Here is a 20,498-nt window from a genome sequence, read left to right on the forward strand (position 1 = left end):
GGTGGGTGCGGGTTCCGGCTGACCGGGGTCGGCGGGTCCGGTGCGGGCCCCATGGGGGCGGGGCGCGGGCGAAGCGCCGGCCGGTCGTTCCGACGCCGAAAATCTAAACGGTTCAGTTCAATGCGTCAACCAGACGGTTCAGTCTTGACTCTGAACTGAGTCGTGTAGTTCAGTTTTCGGCATGACGACGACTCAGCTCGCCGCGGCCCAGGCCGCCCCCCTCCGCTCGACCACCACCGTCATCGATCCCGTGCACACCTTCGAGGGCGCCGGCTTCCCCGTCCGCCGCCCGTTCCCGGTGGCCGAACTCCCGATGCTCGACCCGTTCCTGATGGTCGACCAGACGGGTCCGCTGCTGCTCGCCCCCGGCGAGGCCAAGGGCGCCCCCTCCCACCCGCACCGGGGATTCGAGGCGGTCTCCTACCTCATCGAGGGCGCGATGGACTGGGCCGACTCCACCGGCCGGCGCGGCACCAGCGTGGCCGGGGAGGTCGAGTGGCTCACCGCCGGCGCCGGCATCGTCCACTCCAACGAGCCGACCGCGGAACTGCTCGCCCACGGCGGCCGCCAGCACCTCCTCCAGATCTGGGTGAACCTGCCCGCCCGGCTGAAGGACCTCCCGGCCCGCAGCCAGAACCAGGGGCCCGACACCATTCCGGTGGTGCCCACCGAGGACGGCAGCCGGGTCAAGGTCATCGCGGGCCGCAGCCACGGCGTGGCCGGTCCCTTCGAGACGCACCTGCCGATCCTGCTCGCGCACGCCGTGCTGGCCGCCGGCGGACGGACCGAATTCACCGTGCCGGTCGGTCACAACGCCGCCGTCTACGTCCTCTCCGGCGCCGTCGAACTGCCCGACGCGTCGCTGGCGGACGGCCAGCTCGCGGTGCTGGCGCACGACGGGGAGCGGATCGCCGTCGCCGCGCCGGACGGTCCGGCCGAGGTGCTGGTCCTGGCCGGCGAGCCGATCGGCGAGCCGGTGGCCCGCGGCGGCCCGTTCGTGATGAACACCGAGGCCGAGCTGCGGCAGGCCCAACTCGACTTCGCGAACGGAAAGTTCGGGAGCATCCCGAAATGAGTCCGGGAGCGCTGAACACGGCGGCACGGGCGGCCGCGCCCCGGGTGCAAGCGCCGACAGCAGGCACCGGCCGGGGCGCACGGGGGTCGCTCCGGACCGGCCTCCTGCTCGCGGCGGTCGCCGCCCCGGGCGCGGCCGGACTCTCCAGTCCCAGCCTCGTCCTGCCCGCCATCGCGCGGGAGCTGCACACCGGCCCCGACTCCGCGGCCTGGCTGATGAGCGGCTACGGGCTCGGCATGATGCTCGGCACCCCGCTGCTCACCGGCACCGCCGGGCGGCGCGGCCCCCGGGCGCTGCTGATCGCCTCCGCGGGGGCGCTGCTGCTCGGCGTCCTGGTCACACTCGCCGCCGGGGCGGTCCTCGGCCCGCTGGTCGCGGGGCGCGTCCTGCTGGCGGTCGGCGCGGCCGGATTCAACGTGGCCGCCTTCCAACTGGCCGCGCGCCAACCCGACGGACGCGCCTCGGGGGTCGTGGCGATCGGCAGCGCGGCGGGCGGCACCGCCGGACTGTTCATCGGCGCGGCGGTGGCGGCCGCGCTGGACTGGCGGGCCTGCCTGGTGCTGCCGGTGCTGACCCTGGCGGTGCTGCCGGCCGCCCTGCGCGGGTGCGCCGGACCGGCCGCGGGCCCGGGCGGCGGCTCCGAACCGGCGCCGGCGCGGGGCGCGGGTGCGAAGCCGGCGCGCCGCTCGTTCCTCGGCCTGGACGCCCTGGCGGTGCCCCGCTTCCGGGCCGTCGCGGCGGTGATGCTGACCCTGGCGACCGTCAACTTCGGCCTGGTCTACGGCGCCCCGCGGCGGGTCGCCGGGCTGACCGGCTGGAGCGCCGTCCAGACCGGCGCCGTCGGCTCGCTCGCCACCCTGACCGGCGCGCTGCTCTCCTGGTCACTGGTGCGCGCCGCGCCCCGGCTGGGCCTGCGGCGCACCACCGGCCTGCTGCTCGGCGTCTCCTTCGCCGCCCTCGCGCTCGCCGCGCTCGGCCCCTGGGCGCCGCTGGTGCTGCTGGGCGCCGGGGCCGGCGCCTGCGTCAACGCGGGCGGCCAGGGCGTCCTGACCGGCGCCGCAGCCGAGGCCGTGGCGCCGCAGCGGCGGCCGGAGGCGATCGGGCTGTTCAACCTCGTGTTCCTGCTCGGCGCGGCGCTCGGCCCGCAGCTGGCGGCGTCGCTGGTGCACTGACCGGGCTCGCCGCCAGGCGTACCGACCGTACCGTTCAGTTTCCTATACTGACCAGTACTGCCTCCCCCGAGCACCCGGCACCGAGCACCGAGCACCCCGAGTACCGAGCCCCCGAGCACCCGAGGAGAACCCCCGATGGCCGCCGAAAGCCCCCAGCCGACCGACGAGTTCGGCATCCCGATCATCCCGGGGCCCACCGACGCCGCCCAGCGGCGCCGGCAGGCGATCATCGACGCCGCACTCGCCGAGTTCCTCAAGGAGGGCTACTCGGCCGCCTCCATGGACGCCATCACCACCCGCTCCGGCGTCTCCAAGGCGACCATCTACAAGCACTTCGGGAGCAAGGAACGGCTCTTCCTCGCGGTGATCGGCGGCATCCTGCCCACCACCTACGAGGACCTCAAGCCGTGGAACTCCACCATCGCCGAGGCCGAGGACCTGCGCTCCGCGCTGATCACCCTCACCCTCGACTGGACCCGCATCCTGCTGCGCCCCGACATCATGTCGCTGCGCCGCCTGGTGATCGGCGAGATCGACCGCTTCCCCCAGCTGGGCCAGCTCTGGTACCGGGTCAGCTACGACATGAACAACGGCCCGCTGATCGAGGCCTTCGCCGAGCTGGACCGCCGCGGCGTGCTCGCCGTGGAGGACCCGGCGCTGGCCGTGCAGCAGCTGGTCGCCTGCACGGTGGGCGTGCCGCAGCTGGTGCGCACCTTCAGCCCGGACGCCGAACTGGACGAGGCCGGGCTGCACCGGATGATCAGCTCCGGGGTCGACCTGTTCCTGGCACGGTACGCGCGGGAGCATTGACCACGGCGGCGGTGACCCCGGCGACGGCGGGCCCGGCGTCCGGGGCCGCCGTCACGGCCGCCACCGCCACAGCCATCGGTACCGCGGCCGGATCGGCGTCCGGCCCGCGACGGCGCCGCCGCAGCCCGGCCACCAGCAGCAGCACCGCCGTCCACGCGCCGGTGCAGAGCACCTGGCTGCGGCTGCCCGGGTCCACCAGCATGAACACCAGCACCCCGGCCATCGCCGCCAGCGCGAGGTAACCCAGGTACGGGAAGCCCCGCATCGGGGCCGCCCGCCGCAGCCCGCGCTCCTGCTCCGGCCCGTGCTCCTGCTCCGGCCCGTCCGCGTTCCGCCGCCGGCCGTGCAGCCGCAGGTGGGAGGCGGCGATCAGGATCCAGACGACCAGGATCGCCGTCCCGATCGAGTTCAGCAGGAACGGGAAGACGGTCCGCGGCCACAGCAGGCTGAGCACCACCGAGGCGAAGCCGAACGCCGCCGAGGCGAGCACGGCGCGGCCGGTGCCGACGGTGCCGACAGCGCCCTGCCCGCCCCGGCCACCCCGGGTCAGCAGGCGCGGGGCGTCACCGCGGGCGGCGAGGGCGTGCAGCATCCGCGAGGAGCCGTAGATGTTGGCGTTCATCGCCGACAGCAGGGCCACCAGCACGACGGCGTTCATCAGCTGCGCCGCGCCCGGCACCCCGATCCGGCCGATCGCCGCCGCGTACGGGCCGCCGGCGACCGCCGGATCGTCCCACGGCACCACGGCGACGATCACCGCCATCGAGCCGATGTAGAACAGCGCCACCCGCCACAGCACCGTGCGCACCGCCCGGCGCACCGCGGCCACCGGGTCCTCGCACTCGGCGGCGGCGAGGGTCACCGTCTCCAGCCCGCCGTACGCGAAGACCGCCGCGACCGTGCCCACCGCGACCCCGTGCCAGCCGTGCGGCAGCAGGCCGCCGTGCGCGGTCAGGTTCTCCACCGCCGGCGTGCGGCCGGTGAGCACGACGGCGGCGCCGAGCAGGATGAACGCGCAGATCGCGGCGGCCTTCACCCCGGCGAACCAGAACTCCAGCTCGCCGAAGTGCCGCACGCCCGCCAGGTTCGTCCCGGTGAACACCGCCATGAACACCGCCACCCACACCCAGGCCGGTACCTGCGGCAGCCATCCCGCCACGATCCGGGAGGCCCCGATCGCCTCCGCGGCCACGCTCACCACCAGCAGCGCCCAGTACATCCAGCCGGACAGCAGCCCGGCCCACGGCCCCCAGGCCCGGGTGGCGTGCGCGGAGAACGACCCGGAGCCGGGGCGGGCGGCGGACATCTCGCCGAGCATCCGCATGACCAGCACCGTGAGCACCCCGGCCACCACGTACGACACCACGATCCCCGGCCCCGCCGCGGCGATCCCGACGCCGGAGCCGACGAACAGCCCGGCTCCGATCGCCCCGCCCAGCGCGATCATGGCGATGTGTCGCTGTCTCAACCCACGACCGACCGACCGGTCCTCGGACATCACGGCTCCCCCCGTTGTGATCCAACCGGGGGAGATCCTGGCCCTGACCACCCGTCGTGATCAAGTCCTCCGTCCGCTCCGACCGAGGCGTGGACACACCGCCACCGCGCTCCAGCCGGAGAAGATCGTCAACGACCCCTACGGCCTGCCGGCGGCGACCCGGAAGGTCCGCAACCGCGGGATCAACCACCACGACGCCGTGACGTACCCGGGGCACGCGGAGACCGTGCTGCCGCTCGTCCGGGCGCTTCGGGGTGAGCCGCAGCCCCGTGGCCGAGGGCCGGCGGGGCACCCGCTCGCGGGGCTGCGACGGCCTCGGCGCGGCGAGCTCGCCGACGGTGGGCGCCCCTACCGGGGCGCGGCGATCCCGGTCGTGATCGGCGAGGCCGCGGCATCGCACCTGTGCCGCCGTCACCGGCTGACCCGGCGGACACCCCGCCGTCCGACACCGGACCTCCCGGTCCGACCCGCCTCGCCCCACCCGCCCCGCCGCATGCGACCGAATGCGGCGCAGATCACATCACCCGGGAAAACCGGGGCCCCTCGCGCTCCGTCAGACCAGGGCGTGAGACGTTCACCCGCCTCGTTGACCGAGGCACAGCTGGTCCGGCGGATCTCCCGCGGGGACACCGCGGCCTTCGACGAGTTGTACCGGCGCAGCGCCCCGTGGCTGACCGCGCGGCTGCGGCGGCGGTGCGCGGACGACGAGATCGTCGCCGAGGTCCTGCAGGAGACCTACCTGGCCGTGTGGCGGGCCGCCGGCTCCTTCGCCGACAGCATGCGCGGCGAGGAGGCCGGCGGCTGGCTGTGGACGATCGCCGCCCGCCGGCTGGTGGACGCCTTCCGGACGCGCAGCCGGCACAGCGCCCTCCCGCCGGCGTCCGCCGCCCCGGGCCTGGCGCCGTCGGCCGAGCACGAGGTGCTGGACGCGGCGATCGGCGGCGACCTGGGAGCGGCCCTGGACCGGCTGGCCCCCGAACTGCACCAGGTCCTGACGGCGATGGTGCTCGACGGGCTGACGGTCCGTGAGACCTCCCAGCTGCTGCGGATTCCCGAGGGCACCGTCAAGACGCGTGCCCGCCGTGCCCGCCTCGACCTGCGAAAGGCCATGTCATGACTGCGCACGTCCCCCGCGAGCTGCTGGTGAGCTACCTGCTGGACCCCGGCGCCGGTCCGAGTGCCGGGGGCGGTCCGAGTGCCGGCGGCGGGGTGGGCGCCGGGGGCGGTACGGGCGCAGGAGCGCTGTGGGCACTGGAGGCGCACCTGGAACGGTGCGCCTCCTGTCAGGCCGCCCTGCGGGAGGAGTCCCTCGCCCACCGCCCGGCCGACACCGCGCTGATGGAACAGGTGCGCGAGCGCCTGTCGGCGACGCTGCCGCCGGTGCGCCGGCGGCGGTGGCGACGGACCCGGGGCGCACTGGCCCGGTGGGCGGCCCCGGCGCTCGGACCGTGGGCCGCGGCGGTCGTCCTCGTCGTGCTCGGCGCCCTCGTCCTGTCCTCGGCCGTCGCGCACGGCGTCCCGGCCCTCCTGCTGCTGGCCCCGGCGATGCCGCCGCTGGGCGTGGCCCTGAGCTGGGGTCCGCACGCCGACCCCGTCCACGAACTGATCGCCACGACCCCGAGGGCCGGGCTCGGTCTGCTCCTGCGGCGGACCGCGGCCGTGCTGACCCTCGTGATCCCGGCCCTGGCGGCCGGCGGCCTGATCACCGGCACCGCCCCCGCGCTGGTCCTGCTGCCGGCCCTCGCCCTGACCTGCGCGAGCCTGGCGCTGGGCAGCGCGGTGGGCGTCCGGCGCGCCGCCACCGCGCTGAGCGCCGGATGGGCCGCGTTCGTGGTCCTCCCCGCCGTGGGCGCCGGGACCGTTCCGTCCTTCCTGCACGAGGCCGCCGCTCCGGGGTGGGCGGCCGCGGCCGCGCTCCTGGGCGCCGCCGTCGTCCTGCGCCGCAACGCCTACCTGCACCCGCGCGAGGCCCGCGCCCGGCACCGCTGACCACCGCCCCGCCCCCCGCACCGCCCGTCAACCACCCCGCCCGTCAACCACCCCGCGCCCCCCGCCACGCCACGAGGAGACCCGCCCATGCCCAGGACCGTCACCGAGAGCGAGATCGCACCCACGCGCTACGCCCACCACATCCGGGCCCGCGCGCTGACCGTACGGCGGGGCCGCCGCGTGGCGGTCGACGGGATCGAACTGGACCTGGGCACCGGCGTCCACGGCCTGCTCGGCCCCAACGGCGCGGGCAAGACCACCCTGATCCGCACGCTCGCCACCGTCCTGACCCCGCACAGCGGCGAGCTGGAACTCCTCGGCAGCGCCCGCCGCAGCCGCGTCGACCTGCGCGAACTGCGCCGCCGGCTCGGCTACCTCCCACAGGAGTTCGGGCACTACCGCCGCTTCACCGTCCGCGAGTTCGTCGAGTACATGGCCTGGCTCAAGGAGGTGCCCCGCCGCAGGACGGCCGACGCGGTGCAGCACGCCATCGACCGGGTCGACCTGACCGGACGCGCCGACGACCGGATGGGCTCGCTCTCCGGCGGCATGCTGCGCCGGGCCGGCATCGCCCAGGCCATCGTCAACGACCCCGACATCCTGCTGCTCGACGAGCCCACGGTCGGCCTGGACCCCGCCCAGCGCATGGAGTTCCGCGCGCTGCTGCGCGACCTCGGCGAACGGTCCTGCGTCCTGGTCTCCACCCACCTGGTCGAGGACGTCGGCGCCGCCTGCGCCGGCGTCGTGCTGATGGACGAGGGCCGCACGGTCTTCACCGGCCACGTCGACCGGCTCCGTACCGCGGGCACCGACGCGGACCCGGGCGACAGCGACATCGAACGCGGCTACTCCGCCCTCCTGCGCCGCCACCGCGAGCGGAGGACGGGCGCCGGAGCGTAGGCGGCCCTCGACGGCCTCCCGGCACTGACCACCCCGCCCACACCTGCTCGTCCCCACACCCCGATCCCCCCGACCCCTGGAGACCGCGATGTTCCGCATGGTGCGCCTGGAGGCCAAGCGCTCGATCGCCCTGCCCCTGTTCCTGCTCCTGGCCGTCCTGACCCGGGTCTTCCTCTGGATGGACGTCCAGGAGTGGGCGTCCAGCTGGGCGTCCCTGCTCCACTCGATGCGGGGGACCGCCTGGACCGGACTGCCGGTGGCGATGGCCGCCGCGATCTGGCACGGCGGACGGGAACGGCGCAGCCGCGTCGGCGAGCTGTTCGCCGCCACGCCGAGGCCGCGCCCGATCCGGCTGCTGCCCGCCGTCCTGGTGATCGCCGGCGCGGTGGTGCTCGCCGTGGCGGCGGTGGTCGGGTGGGCCGCGGCCATCGTCTCCGGGCACGCGACCTACAGCGACGGCCGGTGGCCGCTGGGCCTCGCGGTGGGACTGCTCGCCGCCATCGCCGTCACCCTGCTCGGGCTGGGCATCGGACGGGCGGTGTCGGCGCCGGTCGCGGCGCCGCTGGGCGCGGTGCTGCTGTTCCTGGTCCTGACGGTCAGCCAGATGCGGGAGGGCCGACCGGCCGACCGGCTGGTGGACACCGTGCTGCCGATGCTGCCGCTGACGGACGACTTCCACCGGGTGCTGCCGGCCCTGTCCGCCGCCCAGGGCATCTGGTTCGCCGCGCTCGGCGTCACCGGCGCACTGCTGGCCGTCGCGGCCACCGCCCGCGCCCGGGCGCTCGCCCTGACCCCGGCCGTGGCCGGACTGGCCCTGGGAACGCTGCTGGCGCCCTCGGGAGCGATCGTCCCCGACCCACGCGCCGCCGCCCCGGTGTGCGCACCCGAGGACCACCGGGTCTGCGTCACCACCGTGCACAGCAAGGCCCTGCCCGGACTCCTGGCGCCGGCCCGCAGGGTGCTCGACGCCTACGCCGACGTGCCCGGCGGCCCCACGCGGGTGCAGGAGGCCCCGGAGAGCTGGATGCTCGACGACGGCACGCCGCCCGGCGACGCCGCGGACCCCGGCACGGTCCTGGTCCGGCTCCCGTACCGCACCCAGGCGGGCGCCGTCCGGTGGGAGCCGAACGTGCTCCTCGCCCTCCTGGCCCAGCGCGCCGTCGTCGACATCGACTGCCTGCCCGGACAGCCGGAACGCATCCGCGCCCGCGACGCCGCCGACGCGATCACCGCGCTGCTCCTGGACACCCCCGCCGACCGGCTGCGCCCCGAGGCCCGCGCCGCGTACGACACCCTGCGCGCGCTGCCCGCGCAGGAGCGCCGCCGGCGGATCGGGGACGCCCGGCGGGCCGGACTGGCCTGCGAGGACCCGACGGCCGCCGTCCTGGGCCAGGGAGCGGCCCGATGAACCCGGGGCTGCGCGGCATCGTGCTGCACCTGCGCAGCCGGGCGGTCCCGGCGACCGTCCTGGTCTTCCTGGCCGCGGCCGGCCTCACCTGGGCCGGCCATCTGACCCACGATCCGATGGTGGCCCGTACGGTCGGCCTGACCGCCGCCGTCCTGGGCGCCGCCGCCACCGCCCGTACGCTCGCCGGCCCGGACGAGGAACTGGAACGCGGCACGCCCGCCCCCTGGCGGCTGATCCGCGCCCTGCACCTGACCCTGCTCGGCGGGCTCCTCCTCGGCCTGCTCACCGCCGCCCACCTGACCGCCGGCCAGCGGGACCACACCGTGTTCGCCGGCGGCCTCCTCCAGGCCGTCCCGGCGCTCACCGCCCTGACCGCCCTCGCCGCGGTCCTCCTCGGCGCCCCCGCGGCCTGGGTCCCCGCCACCGGCTGGGCCCTGCTCGTGCTGGCGACGGGCCCCCGGAAGTCCGTCGGCGGACAGGCGCTGACCTGGATGGTCCAGGACCCCGCCACCGCCACCTCGGTGACGGCCGCCACCGTTCTCACCGCGGTGGGCGCCGTCGCCTACACCCTGCGCGGAAGCCGCCGCTGAGCCGGTCCCCAGGCCTCCGGGTCCTCATGCCTCCAGGTCCTCGGGCCGCCAGGTCCTCGGACCTCCAGGGCTTCAGGTCCTCAGGGCCGGTAGGCGGCGGTCGCGATCTCGACGAAGGACCGGATCAGCGGGTTGGTGTCGCCTTCGTTCCACGCCGCCACCACCCGGCTCGGCGCCATGTCGGCCAGCGGTACCACCGCCAGCTCCGCGGGCAGGTCGTGTCCGAGGGGGGCCAGGCCGACCGTGCCGTTCCACAGCACGGCGTGCAGGCACTCCTGGACGGCGCGCACCACCGGGCCCTCGCGCGGCGTGCCGCCGTTCCAGTAGGACTGCCAGAGGGGGTCGGTGCCCTGCGGGAACTGGAACCAGCGGCGGTCGTCCAGTTCGGCCAGGCGCAGCCGGTCGCGGCCGGCCAGCGGGTCGTCGGCGCGCAGGACCACGCCGACCGGGTCGCTGCGCAGCGTACGCACCGTCAGGGCGGTCCCGTCGAACGGCGCCCGGGTCAGGGCGACGTCGACCAGTCCGGCGCGCAGCCCGCAGGTCGGGTCGGTCAGATCGGTGTCGCGGATGCGGACGTCGATGCCGGGGTGGGCCCGGCGGTAGGCGGCGGCCAGCCTGGACACCCCCGGGTCGGTGCCGTCGCCCAGGATGCCGACGGTGAGGGTCGCGGCGCCGGCCGCCGCGCTCACGCGCACCCGGACGCGCTCGGCACGCTCGAGCAGGGCCCGCGCCTCGTCGAGCAGCACCGCGCCCGCCGCGGTGAGCGTGACGCCGGCGGGGGAGCGGGCGAACAGCAGGGCCCCGACATCGGCCTCCAACTGCTTGATCGCCCGGCTCAGCGGCGGCTGGCTGATGTGCAGTCGGGTGGCGGCGCGGCCGAAGTGGAGTTCCTCGGCGACGGCCACGAAATAGCGCAGGGTCCGTAGCTCCACGCTGCAACGATACCCAGGGGGTATCGGCGCCGCGGGACGGGTCTTGGACACCGGCGGACCCCCGGCGATGCACTGGGGACCATGACCGAAGAAGCAGCGGCCGCCGCGCCGCAGACCGGCCCCGCCGTCTCGGTGGTGCGTCCCGGCGAGGGCGAGACGATCGTCCTGGGCACCACGCGGATGCGCGTCCTGGAGGACGGCAGCCACACCGGGCACCGCCTCGCGATCGCCGAATCCGTCCTCGCCCCGCACACCGAGGGCCCGCCGCAGCACCGCCACGCCCGGCACGACGAGGGTTTCTACATCCTCTCCGGCACCGTCAGGTTCACCGTCGGGGACGAGGACCACGACGCCCCCGCGGGCACGCTCGTGATGGTCCCGCCCGGCACCCCGCACACCTTCGCCAACCCCACCGACCGACCGGCCGTCATGCTCAGCACCTTCACCCCCGACCTGTACGTCCAGTACTTCCGGGACCTCCAGGAGGCGCTCGCCGGCGGCCGCCCCCTGACGCCCCGGGCCGACACCGACGCGATGAGCCGCTACGCGACCGAGCCCGCCACCGGCTCCGCCCCGTCGCCCGCCACCGACCTCGCCTGAAGCAGCCGACGGGTCCCCGTGACCCGCCGGCCCATGAACGGGAACCATGAACCTCGCCTACTGGATCGTCGCGGGACCGCTCGCCCTCTTCTACCTCTACGCCGGCACCCTGAAGCTGACCCGCAGCCGCGACCGGCTCCGTCCGATGATGGCCTGGGTCGACCGCCTGCCCCTGCCCGCCGTCCGGGCCCTGGGCACGGTCGAACTGCTGGGTGCGGCCGGCCTGGTCCTGCCGCCGCTGACCGGCACCGCGCCCCCACTGGCCTCGGCCGCGGCCACCGGCTTCGTCCTCCTCCAGGCCGGCGCGATCGCCGTCCACCTGACCGGCGAGGACCGCCGGATCGCCCTCAACCTCGGGCTCACCGCCACCGCGGCGGTGACCGTCTGGCTGGCCACCGGGCGGTGACGGAGCCCGGCCGGCCGCGTCGTGCGGCCCGCAGTGATCCTCCATCAGGCCGTCCGGTCGCCACATGAGTACGCGTACTCACCTTCGGCCCGCTCGCGCCCCCCACCCGAGCCGCCCAGGGCGACCCCACCCCGATGACCAGATCTGTCGGACATCTGACGATACCGCCGCTGAGCTGGGCGTTCTCACTGGCAGCCGGTGTCGTGGATCCCCTAGGGTCGGCGGGCCCGCCCCGGGTCGGGGTGGTGGTGTGCCGACGTGTGCGACCGCGTGCGGCGATGTCCGGGAGGGGACGATCTGATGGTGTGCGTGGCGTGCGGGGCACGCCCTGCGGGGACGGACAGCGGCCGCTGCTTCGGCTGCTCGGAGGCGGCCCCGGGGTGGGCGGCGGCGCTCCGTCCGGCGAACGGCCTGGCCGCGGCGGTCCACGTCCTGCTGGGACTGAACGCCGTCCTGGCGGCGGTGGTCGTCGCGGACGACGTCTGGGCGGACGTGCTCCTGGGCGGGCTGCGGGACGGCACGGGCGACGTCGGCCCCGAGGACTTCGACGCCGTGCGGTCCATGGCGCGCGGCGTGAACGGGATCTTCCTCCCGCTGGCACTGGCCACGGCCGTGGTGTTCATCGTCTGGTTCCACCGGATCCGCGAGAACGCCGACCTGCTGCTCCCGAAGGGGCACCGCCACGGACGCGGCTGGACCATCGGGGCCTGGTTCACCCCCGTCGCCCTCTGGTTCCCGTGGCAGCTGATGGTGGACTGCTGGCGCGCGAGCGCGCCGCTGGACGCCGAGGGCCGGCGCAGCACACCGTCGGAGAAGATCCTCGCCCTGTGGTGGTCCACCTGGATCGGCTCGATCGTCCTCGGCCGGATCGCCGCCGCCACGATGCACCACGTCGACCCGACGGTCCTCGACAGCCTGGAGACCCTGCGCACCCCCCTCCGGGTCGAGACCGCCGCATCGGCGCTGCGCGTGGTGGCGGCGGTGGCGGCGATCACGGTGGTCACCAGGCTGACCGCCATGCAGCGGACGCGTCGCACCGAGGTCAACCCGCTCGCGGCACGCGCCGCCCAGGAGGTCCGGGTCCAGGCCCTGGTGTCGCCCCCGGCCGCGGCCACGACGCCCGCCCCCACGCCCGCCACCACGCCCGCCTCCGCCGGGGCACCGCACGACGGCGCGCCGCAGGCCCAGGCTCCCGCCTGACAGCCGGCACGGACCCGCGGGCGTGCGCGGCAGCCGCCCGAAGGATTGCCCCCGCCTCTGGGCGGTGGTTTGCTGCCCGTGTCAACTCCCGTCAGTGGGGCGGGAAGTGAACGGGGGAGGTATCCCATGCCGGATTTCGGCGGGGGGCTCGCGAAGACGGCCATCACGAGCGCCGTCGTGGCGAGTGCCGCGTTCGGTCTCGCAACGCCGTCGCACACTGCCCGGCCCACCGCGCCCGTGTCCGCTCCGCACGACGCCGGTGAGGCCGCCGACACCGCCACGCCGGTGCACCCGGTGGGGGAGCGGCAGAACCAGGGGCACTAGTGAGAGCCGCCGAAGGCTCCCCCGGCCACGGCCGGGGGAGCCTTCGGCATTCACCGCCTCAGGGTGCGGGCCGGCCGTTGGCGCCGAGCCCGGACGGGCCCGCCCTCAGCCCTGCAGGCTGCCGGGCTTCACCCGCAGGGGGGCCAGGGAGTCCAGCACGCGCTTGGCCAGGGCGTCCGGCAGCGGGCCGTACATGAGGTTCTCGCCGGCCGCCTGGCCCGGCGCGCTCAGCCCGTGGGCCAGGAAGTTCGTCAGGACGGCGGTGCCGGCGAAGGCGCGGTCGGCGCCGCCGTGGTCGCAGAAGCCGATGTAGCCGACGTCGACGATGGGGTAGCTGCCCGAAACCGGTCTCGCGTAGTCGATCGTGACCGTCAGGTTGGTGCCGGTGCCCTGCACCGAGCCCCCGGCGGCCATCAAGCCGGCGGCGCGGGGGGTGAGTTCCACCGCCTGGGAGCCGCCGGACCTCACCTTGGCCTTCTCGAGGGTGCCGGTGTCCGGGAGCGGCACGAAGGACATCGACCACTGGCCCCCGGCGACGTAGGCGGGGAGGTCGGAGGCGTTCGTGCCGGACGCGGGCCGCGACTTGTCGGGCCACGCCCGGCCCGGCTGGTACGGGAAGTCGGCGGGCGCCGCCTTGGCGAGGTACTGGGTGAAGATGGCGGTGGACGCCGACTCGTTGCTCGGGATCCGCACGTCGATCGGCGCGTCCGGCAGCTTCCAGACCGGGTTGAGCGCCTTGATCGCCGGGTCGTTCCACTTGGTGATCTTGCCGGTGAAGATCCTGGCGAGCGTCGGGGCGTCGAACTCCAGCCCCTTCACCCCGGGCGCGTTGTAGACCACGGCGATCGGCAGCACGGTGACCGGGATCTGGGAGGCGTAGCCGGTGGGGCAGTGGCGGCCGACGACGGCCCGCTGATCGGCCGTCATCGGGGCGTCCAGGGTGACGCCGTCGGACTTGAAGGTCGCGTACTGGTCCATCACGGTGCCGCTCGCGGGGCCGTTGACGGTGATCCCGGCGCCCGGGCACTCCTTGGCGTAATCCGCCTGCCACTGCTTGAGGAGGGCCACCTGCAGCCCGTCCGAGCCGACCGCCTGCTTGCCGTCGGGGCCGCAGGCGGCGCCGGCCGTCGCCGGCACCGAGGAGGAGGGGCCGGGGTTCGGGCCGTGGGCCAGCGGCTCGTCCGGGCCGTGGTCCCGCCAGGCGAGGAAGCCCAGGGTGCCCGCCGTGGCGACGACGACCACCGTGGACAGCGCCGAGCCGATCAGCACGCCCTTGCGCCTGCGCGGGCGCGCGCCGGCGTCGGCGAGGGACGGGCGGGTGGAGGGGGCCGCCAGGTACGAGGGGACGGCCGGCGGGACAGGGCCCGTCGGCGCCACGGCGGGCGCAGTGGCCGCGGCCGGCGCCGCGGGTGCCGTGGGCGCGGGAGCCGCCGCCGCGAGCAGAGCCGCCGGGGCCGTCGGCGTCGGCGCCACCGGCCCCGTCCGAAACCGAACCGTCCGATCCCGCTCACCCTGCGAGGCGAGCCCCAACAGCTGCTCCACCGTGGGCCGTTGCTCCGGGTCCTTGGTCAGGCAGGCGACGACCAGCGGCCGCAGCTCCGCCGCGAGCCCGGTCAGGTCCGGCTCCTCGTACACCACCCGGAACCCCACCGCGTGCGAGGAGTCCGCGCCGAACGGCCCGCGCCCGGTGGCCGCGAAGGCGAGCACCGAGCCCAGCGCGAACACGTCCGTGGCCGCCGTCGCGGTACCGCTGCGGAACTGCTCGGGCGCCATGAACGGCGGGGTGCCGACGGCCACTCCGGTGCTGGTCAGCTGGGTCTCGCCGGCCGCCTTGGCGATGCCGAAGTCGATGACGCGCGGGCCGTCCTCGGCGAGCAGCACGTTGCCGGGCTTCAGGTCGCGGTGCACCAGCCCGGCGCGGTGGATCTCCCGCAGCGCCTCGGCCAGCCCGGCGGCCAGCCTGCGCACCTCGGGCGGGGTCAACGGGCCCTGGCCGGAGACCCGTTCTCCCAGCGAGGGACCGGCGATGAAGAGCGTCACCAGCCAGGGCGCCGGCGCTTCGGCGTCCGCGTCGAGCACGGGTGCGGTGAACGCCCCGCTGACCTTGCGCGCGGCCGCGACCTCCTGCCGGAACCGGGCCCGGAACTCAGTGTCCGCGGCCAGCTCGGGTCGGATCACCTTCACCGCCACCTGGCGCCCGGACACCGACCGCGCCCGGTACACCACGCCCATCCCGCCCGCGCCGAGCCTGCCCTCCAGGAGGTACCCGCCGATCTCGCGCGGATCGTTCTCCAGCAAGGTCACGTCCCGACCCCTCCCCCAGGTATGAGCGGCCACCCGGCCGACCGGCCCAGCCTAGTGGAGCACCCGTTCACGAACCGACGGCGGCCCTCGGAAAACCGCAGGTCCGTCCGCTGATCGGCGCCCTGGCCGGGGCCGGAACGGTCTCTGGGCCGCCCTGGGGCGGACGGGGCGTCAAAGTGCCGGTTCGGTGACCTCCTGGGCGCGGTCGTCCCGCCGGAACGCCACGTCGTGGTCGGCCGGTGGTGGGCGGCTGGGGCGTCGACGGCCACGTCCTGACCGCCGCCGTGCGCAACGGCGAGGCCTGACACCGACCACCCGCGCGGGGCCCGGAGACTCAGGCTCCGTCGTCCCAGTCGAGGTCCTGGAACTCGAGGCCGTCGGGGCCCAGCGCGGTGTTCTCCGCGTGCTCCCGCATCCGGGGGCCGTACTCGGGGTGGTCCATCAGGTCCGTGTAGGTGTCGAAGTCCAGGTCGATCACCTCGGCGAGGTCGGCGAGGTAGACGTCGAGGCCCGGGTACATCACGGCGACGTACGGGAGGTCGTCGAGGTCGGTGACGAGCACCGGGTACTCGCCGGTGGAGTCGGGCCGGCCCAGGTAGAGCAGGCGGCGGGAGTCGCTGCCGCCGACCAGCGGAAGGCACGGGGAGGGCAGCAGCTTCTCGAAACCGGCGAACGCGCCGACCATGACGCCGTCGGAGCCGTACATCCACTCGGCCGTGTCGCCGAGCGCCCGGCCCTCGAGGACGGGCGCCCGCTCGTCGTCGTACCAGCCGATCGCGCTCAGCCAGGAGCTGTCGTACGCGAGCCACCGGCGCAGGCTCGGCGGCAGCGGCCGGTCGCCGGGCAGCCGCAGGCGGTCGATCGCCTCGGGCGCGAGCGGCACCGGGTCGGTGATGTCGGGCGCGTCCGCCGTGGGCCAGCCGTCCTGTTCGACCCGGGCGATCACCCGGTCCGTCAGGGCGGCCCCGTGCATGCTCTCGTCCATGGGCGGCACTCTCCCACGCCGCGCCGACAGCGGGTTCCGAGCCGGCGGCGGGGCCGGCGGGCCGTCCCCGGACGGAACGGCCCGCCGACGGCCCCCTACTCCAGCAGGAAGTCGTACACCGCCTGCCGTCCGGCCGGGTTCGCCGCCCGGTTCTGCACCGAGTGCGCCGCGCCGGGCACGATCACGATCCGCGGGTCGTGCGCCAGCTCGGCGGTCTGGTACAGCCATTCGTACGGCGTGCCCAGGTCCCGGTCACCGCCGAGCAGCAGCACCGGCACGTCGGGCAGCTCGCGGTGCGCCGGCGGGGTCGGCGGCACCGGCTCGCGCGGCCAGTCGAGGCAGACCAGCAGGCTGCCGAGCCCGGTCGCGGTCGCCGCGTCGTACGGCCAGGTCTGCTCGGCGGTCAGCGCCTGCCGGGTGCGCTCCAGCGCCGCCGCGCGGCCCGCGACGGGGGTGTCGGTGGTGCCCCAGGGGAAGCGCGAGTCGGCGCACAGGGTGGCGGAGTGCAGCCCCTGGCTGAGCTCCTCGGCCGAGGCGCTGTCGACCTCCCGGTGGACGAGGTCGAAGAACTCCAGGAGTTTCGCGGGCCGCCCGGCGGCGGCCTCGTGCAGGATCTCCGGGACCGCGCCGTAGTCGGGGTCGATGAACTCGTAGCCGGTGAGCGCGCTCAGGATCTGCGCCCCGTTGCCGTACTTCCGCACGGTGGCGGCGAGGTCGGCGGCCGGGTCGGTGGTGCAGCCGGTGGCCTGGCAGGCGGCGCGCAGGATCCGGGCGGTCGCGGGCAGCGCGGCCAGGTCGAGGGGGTCGAAGCCCTGCGGCGGGGCCACCGAGTCGAGCACCAGCCGGGCCACGTGCGCCGGGTGGGCGAGGGCGTACCGCTCGGCGACGATGGTGCCGTAGGAGACGCCGTCGATGGTCAGCCGGCGGGCGCCGAGGGCGCGGCGCAGCAGGTCGATGTCGGCGACGGTGTCCGCGGTGCTGTAGTAGCGGGCGTTCGGGCCGAGGGCGGCCGCGCAGTCGGCGATGGACCGCTTGCGCGGCACGGCGAGGTCGGAGGAGCCCATGTCCTCCTGGAGGCCCGGGCACCGCAGCGCGCCCCGGCCGGTGCCGCGCTGGTCGAACATGACCAGGCGGTAGTCCTTGAGGACGGGCGCCAGCTTGCCCGCGATCCGCCGGATCGCCGGGACGCCGGGCTGGCCGGGGCCGCCGGTGAGGAACAGCAGGTCGCCCTTGGGCGCCCTGCTGTTGCCGGTGACGGCCACCTCGAGGCCGAGGGTGCCGGGCGTGGCACCGCCGTGGTCGAGCGGGACGGTGAGGGTCCCGCAGATGAACTCGGGCGCCTCCGGGCAGGGCGCCTGCCCGGAGATCCCGTCGTGCCGGCCCGGTGCGGCGGGCGCCGCGACCGCGGGGGTGGCCACGGTGGCGCCGGCGACCATCGCGACGGCGCCCAGCAGGGCGGCGATGCGACCGCGCGTGCTCGTCATGTTCGTCCTCCCGGTGGGGCCGCGCCCGGGTTGAGGCGGCCACGGGAGAAGCCTGCGCCCCGCAGCGCTCCGACGGCGAGCGCCCGTGCGGGATCCGGACGCTGACGGATCCCGCCGGGGCAAGCGCCGCTTGACCGTCCGGATCGGCGGACCGGGCCGTGCGCGCGAAGCCCTGCCCGCCGAAGGGCCGCCGGGTGCGGCCCGAAGGGAAGGGCCCCTCCTGCTACCGGACCGGGGCTGCGGGGGCGACGCCGGGGGCATTCGACCCGCGTACCTTGACCTTGGTCTTGGTCAGCCGCGTGAGCGCCGCCGTGACGTCGGCGGCCTGGGCGTCGGTGAAGGCCGCCTTGAGGACGGTCGCGGCCACGGGCGCTCCGCCCGGCCTCTTCACCAGGAGCGACCAGGCCAGGGGGGTGTCCGTGGCCCGGGTGACCGAGGTCCACGGGAACCTCAGCTCCCCGGACGCCGTGCGGATGACGGCCTCCTGATCGGTCATCGCGACCGAGGTGGGACCGGCCTGGCGCTGGGCGGCACGAGACGCGAGCTTCTTGGCGACCACGGTGATGTTCTGGACCTGGAGCAGGCAGGCGATGAGCGCGGCGATCGCGAAGAGGACCCCGTCCGCCGCGAGGCAGAGCAGCGCGAGCAGCAACCAGGCGCCGGCGATGGCCCAGCGCACTGCCGGTGCGGGGAAGTTGGCTCGCACCGCGGTGGCGAGCTCCTCAGGTGCCGCGTCGTACTCCACCTGGACGTTCACGTTCGTTCCTTTGTTCGCGAGGGGGGCACATCATGGCCGGGACACCCCACCCGGCACAAACCGGTGCGGCAGCCCAGGACGGGACGCCCACGACCAATACCGGAAAGCCACGGAGACGAGGGCCCGCCGGGCCGTCCCGCCGCGCCCGGCCGGGCCCTCTCCGAGCCGCCACCTGTACGTCATGCGGGACCGCGTGCCCGGGGACGAGGACGTCCAGGCGCTGGAACGGGCGAAGGACGCCCACCGGGACCGCTGGTCCGAGACCCTGATGATCGCCCCCGACACCGTCATCGGTCCGGCCAACAGACTGAACGACGCACTGACCCGGGTGTACGGGAAGGTCAAGCGCATCGAACAGGGGAGCCCCCGGCCCGGCGAGACGCCGCGATCGGCCGCCGAGGGCAACAGGCGCTCTGGCCCCTGATCCGGGCCACCCGCGAGGCGATGCGCGCCGACCTGGGCGTCACCGGCGCCGCCCCGTGGCCCGAGTCGACCGCGGCCGACGTCCCGGCCTGGGACGGCGGGGCCGAATGCACCTGGACGGGCGGGACGGTGGCGTGGCCGGGGACCCCGGTCAGTCGACGCCTTCGACGATGCGGAAGTCGCGCTGGAAGCCGTCGGGGAGGGCCACCAGCGCCTTCCGGTACGCCTCGCTCTCGTAGGCCGCGACGGCCTGTTCATGGCTGTCGAACTCGACCAGAACGACGCGTTGGGTGATTCCGGCCTCGTGGGCGACGACTCGACCGCCACGGGACAGGACGCGCCCGCCCCCGGCCCGGACGGCCGGACCGGCCAGCTCGTTGTAGGCGGTCAGGATCTCGGGGTCGGAAACGGCGGGGTAGACACTCACCCAGTAGCCCTTGGCCACGGAAACCTCCTGCGTTCGGCCGGACACGTCCGACGCCGCGATCGACACTCGGATCGATCGGTTCCGGCGACCCGTACCGCGGTCGGTGGAACCGTCATATCCGCAGGCTAGGGCCTGACATGCGACCGGGGGAAAGACCGGTTCGGGATAGGCTCAGAACGAATCGCTATCAATCGGCGGGCGGAGGGGACGTGGCGCCGGACACGGTGAGCCTGCGGTACTTCCTGCTGCTGGCACAGGAGTTGAACTTCACCCGCGCGGCCGCGCGGATCGGCGTCGCCCAGCCCGCACTCAGCGCCCGGATCCGCCGGTTGGAGGCGGAACTCGGTACGGCCCTGCTGGTCCGCACCACGCGGAGCGTCGAATTGACGGCGGCCGGTGCGGCGTTGGCGGAGTCCGCGCCCTCCGCGCTGGCGGCGCTGGACCGGGCATGGGAGACCGCCCGGAACGCGGCCGCCGGCCACCTGGGCACGCTGCGCATCGGATACAGCCTCAGCACCGGGGCCGAGACGGTACCGGCCCTGGTGGACAGGCTGATGCGCGACACCAGCGGACTCGAGGTCGGCGCGGTCCCGATGGCGACACCGGAGATCTCCCCGGCGGTCGCCGACGGCCGCATCGACGCCGGGATCACCCGCGGAGAACAACCGGGCCGCGGCGTGCGCCGGTTCCTGCTGCGGCGTGCGCGCATCGGGGTCCAGCTGGCGCAGCACCACCCGCTGGCCCGGCACCAGGAGATCGAGATCGCCGACGCGGCCGCGTACCCGCTGCGACTCCCGGACCGCGCGGCCAACCCCGTGATCCACGATCAGCTGTCCGCCCTGTTCCGGGACAGCCGCCCACACCCCCGATTCCACACGCCCGCGGTCGCTTTCGACATGTCCCAGCGCGACCTGCGCGACGGGACCACCCTCGCCCCGTCCGGAGAAGCCGCGGCCACGACCCAACCAACCGGTCTCACCTGGCGACCGCTACGAGGCGCGCCCACCCTGACGTACCACCTGGTCCTCCCACGCGAGCAGTCGCCGCTGCACCGCCGCATCCGCGCCGTCGCCAAGACCCTGGCACACGAGCTGCACTGGCTGCCGGACTGACCCGCACGCGGTCACCCGAGACGGACGCCCGCGGCGGCGAGGCCGAAGACCTCACGCCCGGCGGACGTCACGGGGACGACGGCGGCGGGAAGGCCGGTTCGG

The 20,498-nt window shown here is 75.3% G+C and carries 21 protein-coding genes; 14 read left to right on the forward strand and 7 right to left on the reverse strand.

From position 1 onward, the window contains the following. The first annotated feature begins 181 nt into the window (after window positions 1-181). The 3 genes from ACIRD3_RS12435 (at window position 182) to ACIRD3_RS12445 (ending at window position 3,057) form a co-directional block, all read left to right on the forward strand. Entirely contained in the window at window positions 182-1,075 is an 894-nt protein-coding gene (locus tag ACIRD3_RS12435) for a pirin family protein (protein ID WP_402214608.1), read from the forward strand. Next, complete coding sequence (locus ACIRD3_RS12440) at window positions 1,072-2,247, forward strand: MFS transporter (RefSeq protein WP_402214610.1); 1,176 nt, start codon at window positions 1,072-1,074, stop codon at window positions 2,245-2,247. Before ACIRD3_RS12435 ends, ACIRD3_RS12440 begins: the two co-directional genes overlap by 4 nt. A gap of 135 nt (window positions 2,248-2,382) precedes the next feature. Beyond that, complete coding sequence (locus ACIRD3_RS12445) at window positions 2,383-3,057, forward strand: TetR/AcrR family transcriptional regulator (RefSeq protein ID WP_402214612.1); 675 nt, start codon at window positions 2,383-2,385, stop codon at window positions 3,055-3,057. Here ACIRD3_RS12445 and ACIRD3_RS12450 read toward each other — a convergent pair. Further along, window positions 3,008-4,525 (reverse strand): amino acid permease, encoded by a 1,518-nt coding sequence (locus ACIRD3_RS12450; protein WP_402214614.1) that lies wholly within the window; start codon window positions 4,523-4,525, stop codon window positions 3,008-3,010. The genes ACIRD3_RS12445 and ACIRD3_RS12450 overlap by 50 nt on opposite strands. 616 nt (window positions 4,526-5,141) lie before the next feature. On the opposite strand from ACIRD3_RS12450, the gene ACIRD3_RS12455 reads away from it, so the two are divergent. From ACIRD3_RS12455 to ACIRD3_RS12475, 5 genes are all read left to right on the forward strand, one after another. Then, a complete protein-coding gene (locus ACIRD3_RS12455) occupies window positions 5,142-5,672 on the forward strand; it encodes an RNA polymerase sigma factor (protein ID WP_402214616.1) in 531 nt (176 codons plus the stop codon). Further along, window positions 5,669-6,544 carry a zf-HC2 domain-containing protein gene (locus ACIRD3_RS12460; protein WP_402214618.1) on the forward strand — a complete coding sequence of 292 codons (876 nt, stop codon included), beginning with the start codon at window positions 5,669-5,671 and terminating at the stop codon, window positions 6,542-6,544. The genes ACIRD3_RS12455 and ACIRD3_RS12460 overlap by 4 nt, the downstream gene beginning before the upstream one ends. 87 nt (window positions 6,545-6,631) lie before the next feature. Next, window positions 6,632-7,444, forward strand: a complete 813-nt coding sequence (locus tag ACIRD3_RS12465) for an ATP-binding cassette domain-containing protein (protein ID WP_402214620.1) — start codon at window positions 6,632-6,634, stop codon at window positions 7,442-7,444. Window positions 7,445-7,532: 88 nt separating this feature from the next. Further along, window positions 7,533-8,852, forward strand: coding sequence for a hypothetical protein (locus ACIRD3_RS12470; RefSeq protein ID WP_402214622.1), 1,320 nt, complete (start codon window positions 7,533-7,535; stop codon window positions 8,850-8,852). After that, window positions 8,849-9,442, forward strand: a complete 594-nt coding sequence (locus ACIRD3_RS12475) for a hypothetical protein (RefSeq protein WP_402214624.1) — start codon at window positions 8,849-8,851, stop codon at window positions 9,440-9,442. The genes ACIRD3_RS12470 and ACIRD3_RS12475 overlap by 4 nt, the downstream gene beginning before the upstream one ends. Before the next feature lie 80 nt (window positions 9,443-9,522). Here ACIRD3_RS12475 and ACIRD3_RS12480 read toward each other — a convergent pair whose 3' ends face one another. Beyond that, the gene (locus ACIRD3_RS12480; RefSeq protein WP_402214626.1) at window positions 9,523-10,374 is read right to left on the reverse strand and encodes a LysR family transcriptional regulator; all 852 of its coding nucleotides are present in this window, start codon (window positions 10,372-10,374) and stop codon (window positions 9,523-9,525) included. An 81-nt stretch (window positions 10,375-10,455) separates the two neighbouring features. Between ACIRD3_RS12480 and ACIRD3_RS12485 the strand changes: the two genes are divergently transcribed. The 4 genes from ACIRD3_RS12485 (at window position 10,456) to ACIRD3_RS12500 (ending at window position 12,904) form a co-directional block, all read left to right on the forward strand. Next, window positions 10,456-10,974, forward strand: coding sequence for a cupin domain-containing protein (locus tag ACIRD3_RS12485; protein ID WP_402214628.1), 519 nt, complete (start codon window positions 10,456-10,458; stop codon window positions 10,972-10,974). 46 nt (window positions 10,975-11,020) lie between these two features. After that, window positions 11,021-11,380 (forward strand): DoxX family protein, encoded by a 360-nt coding sequence (locus ACIRD3_RS12490; RefSeq protein ID WP_402214630.1) that lies wholly within the window; start codon window positions 11,021-11,023, stop codon window positions 11,378-11,380. Window positions 11,381-11,689: 309 nt separating this feature from the next. Beyond that, entirely contained in the window at window positions 11,690-12,580 is an 891-nt protein-coding gene (locus tag ACIRD3_RS12495; RefSeq protein ID WP_402214631.1) for a DUF4328 domain-containing protein, read from the forward strand. Window positions 12,581-12,706: 126 nt separating this feature from the next. Further along, window positions 12,707-12,904 carry a hypothetical protein gene (locus tag ACIRD3_RS12500; RefSeq protein ID WP_402214633.1) on the forward strand — a complete coding sequence of 66 codons (198 nt, stop codon included), beginning with the start codon at window positions 12,707-12,709 and terminating at the stop codon, window positions 12,902-12,904. 105 nt (window positions 12,905-13,009) lie between these two features. On the opposite strand, the gene ACIRD3_RS12505 is transcribed toward ACIRD3_RS12500, so the two are convergent. The 4 genes from ACIRD3_RS12505 to ACIRD3_RS12520 form a co-directional block, all read right to left on the reverse strand. Next, a complete protein-coding gene (locus tag ACIRD3_RS12505; RefSeq protein ID WP_402214635.1) occupies window positions 13,010-15,208 on the reverse strand; it encodes a serine/threonine-protein kinase in 2,199 nt (732 codons plus the stop codon). Between the two features lie 334 nt (window positions 15,209-15,542). After that, on the reverse strand, window positions 15,543-16,193 hold the full coding sequence (locus tag ACIRD3_RS12510; protein ID WP_402214636.1) for a hypothetical protein: 651 nt from the start codon (window positions 16,191-16,193) through the stop codon (window positions 15,543-15,545). A gap of 95 nt (window positions 16,194-16,288) precedes the next feature. Next, window positions 16,289-17,677 carry an alpha/beta fold hydrolase gene (locus ACIRD3_RS12515; RefSeq protein WP_402214638.1) on the reverse strand — a complete coding sequence of 463 codons (1,389 nt, stop codon included), beginning with the start codon at window positions 17,675-17,677 and terminating at the stop codon, window positions 16,289-16,291. A 223-nt stretch (window positions 17,678-17,900) separates the two neighbouring features. After that, window positions 17,901-18,434 carry a hypothetical protein gene (locus ACIRD3_RS12520; RefSeq protein ID WP_402214639.1) on the reverse strand — a complete coding sequence of 178 codons (534 nt, stop codon included), beginning with the start codon at window positions 18,432-18,434 and terminating at the stop codon, window positions 17,901-17,903. Window positions 18,435-18,615: 181 nt separating this feature from the next. Here ACIRD3_RS12520 and ACIRD3_RS12525 point away from each other — a divergent pair, with 181 nt between their 5' ends. After that, window positions 18,616-18,858, forward strand: a complete 243-nt coding sequence (locus ACIRD3_RS12525; RefSeq protein ID WP_402214641.1) for a hypothetical protein — start codon at window positions 18,616-18,618, stop codon at window positions 18,856-18,858. Window positions 18,859-19,008: 150 nt separating this feature from the next. Here ACIRD3_RS12525 and ACIRD3_RS12530 read toward each other — a convergent pair whose 3' ends face one another. Then, window positions 19,009-19,302 carry a DUF1330 domain-containing protein gene (locus ACIRD3_RS12530; RefSeq protein WP_402214642.1) on the reverse strand — a complete coding sequence of 98 codons (294 nt, stop codon included), beginning with the start codon at window positions 19,300-19,302 and terminating at the stop codon, window positions 19,009-19,011. Between the two features lie 191 nt (window positions 19,303-19,493). Here ACIRD3_RS12530 and ACIRD3_RS12535 point away from each other — a divergent pair, with 191 nt between their 5' ends. After that, window positions 19,494-20,396 carry a LysR family transcriptional regulator gene (locus tag ACIRD3_RS12535; protein WP_402214644.1) on the forward strand — a complete coding sequence of 301 codons (903 nt, stop codon included), beginning with the start codon at window positions 19,494-19,496 and terminating at the stop codon, window positions 20,394-20,396. Window positions 20,397-20,498 lie beyond the last annotated feature (102 nt).

The sequence above is a fragment of the Kitasatospora sp. NPDC093550 genome (assembly GCF_044764985.1).
Lineage (GTDB): Bacteria > Actinomycetota > Actinomycetes > Streptomycetales > Streptomycetaceae > Kitasatospora.

Excerpts from the sequence above, each read along its gene's own strand:
- ACIRD3_RS12435 (WP_402214608.1), top strand. The coding sequence starts at position 182 with ATGACGACGACTCAGCTCGCCGCGGCCCAGGCCGCCCCCCTCCGCTCG.
- ACIRD3_RS12440 (WP_402214610.1), top strand. The coding sequence starts at position 1,072 with ATGAGTCCGGGAGCGCTGAACACGGCGGCACGGGCGGCCGCGCCCCGG.
- ACIRD3_RS12445 (WP_402214612.1), top strand. The coding sequence starts at position 2,383 with ATGGCCGCCGAAAGCCCCCAGCCGACCGACGAGTTCGGCATCCCGATC.
- ACIRD3_RS12460 (WP_402214618.1), top strand. The coding sequence starts at position 5,669 with ATGACTGCGCACGTCCCCCGCGAGCTGCTGGTGAGCTACCTGCTGGAC.
- ACIRD3_RS12465 (WP_402214620.1), top strand. The coding sequence starts at position 6,632 with ATGCCCAGGACCGTCACCGAGAGCGAGATCGCACCCACGCGCTACGCC.
- ACIRD3_RS12470 (WP_402214622.1), top strand. The coding sequence starts at position 7,533 with ATGTTCCGCATGGTGCGCCTGGAGGCCAAGCGCTCGATCGCCCTGCCC.
- ACIRD3_RS12475 (WP_402214624.1), top strand. The coding sequence starts at position 8,849 with ATGAACCCGGGGCTGCGCGGCATCGTGCTGCACCTGCGCAGCCGGGCG.
- ACIRD3_RS12485 (WP_402214628.1), top strand. The coding sequence starts at position 10,456 with ATGACCGAAGAAGCAGCGGCCGCCGCGCCGCAGACCGGCCCCGCCGTC.
- ACIRD3_RS12490 (WP_402214630.1), top strand. The coding sequence starts at position 11,021 with ATGAACCTCGCCTACTGGATCGTCGCGGGACCGCTCGCCCTCTTCTAC.
- ACIRD3_RS12500 (WP_402214633.1), top strand. The coding sequence starts at position 12,707 with ATGCCGGATTTCGGCGGGGGGCTCGCGAAGACGGCCATCACGAGCGCC.
- ACIRD3_RS12510 (WP_402214636.1), bottom strand. The coding sequence starts at position 16,193 with ATGGACGAGAGCATGCACGGGGCCGCCCTGACGGACCGGGTGATCGCC.
- ACIRD3_RS12515 (WP_402214638.1), bottom strand. The coding sequence starts at position 17,677 with ATGACGAGCACGCGCGGTCGCATCGCCGCCCTGCTGGGCGCCGTCGCG.
- ACIRD3_RS12525 (WP_402214641.1), top strand. The coding sequence starts at position 18,616 with ATGCGGGACCGCGTGCCCGGGGACGAGGACGTCCAGGCGCTGGAACGG.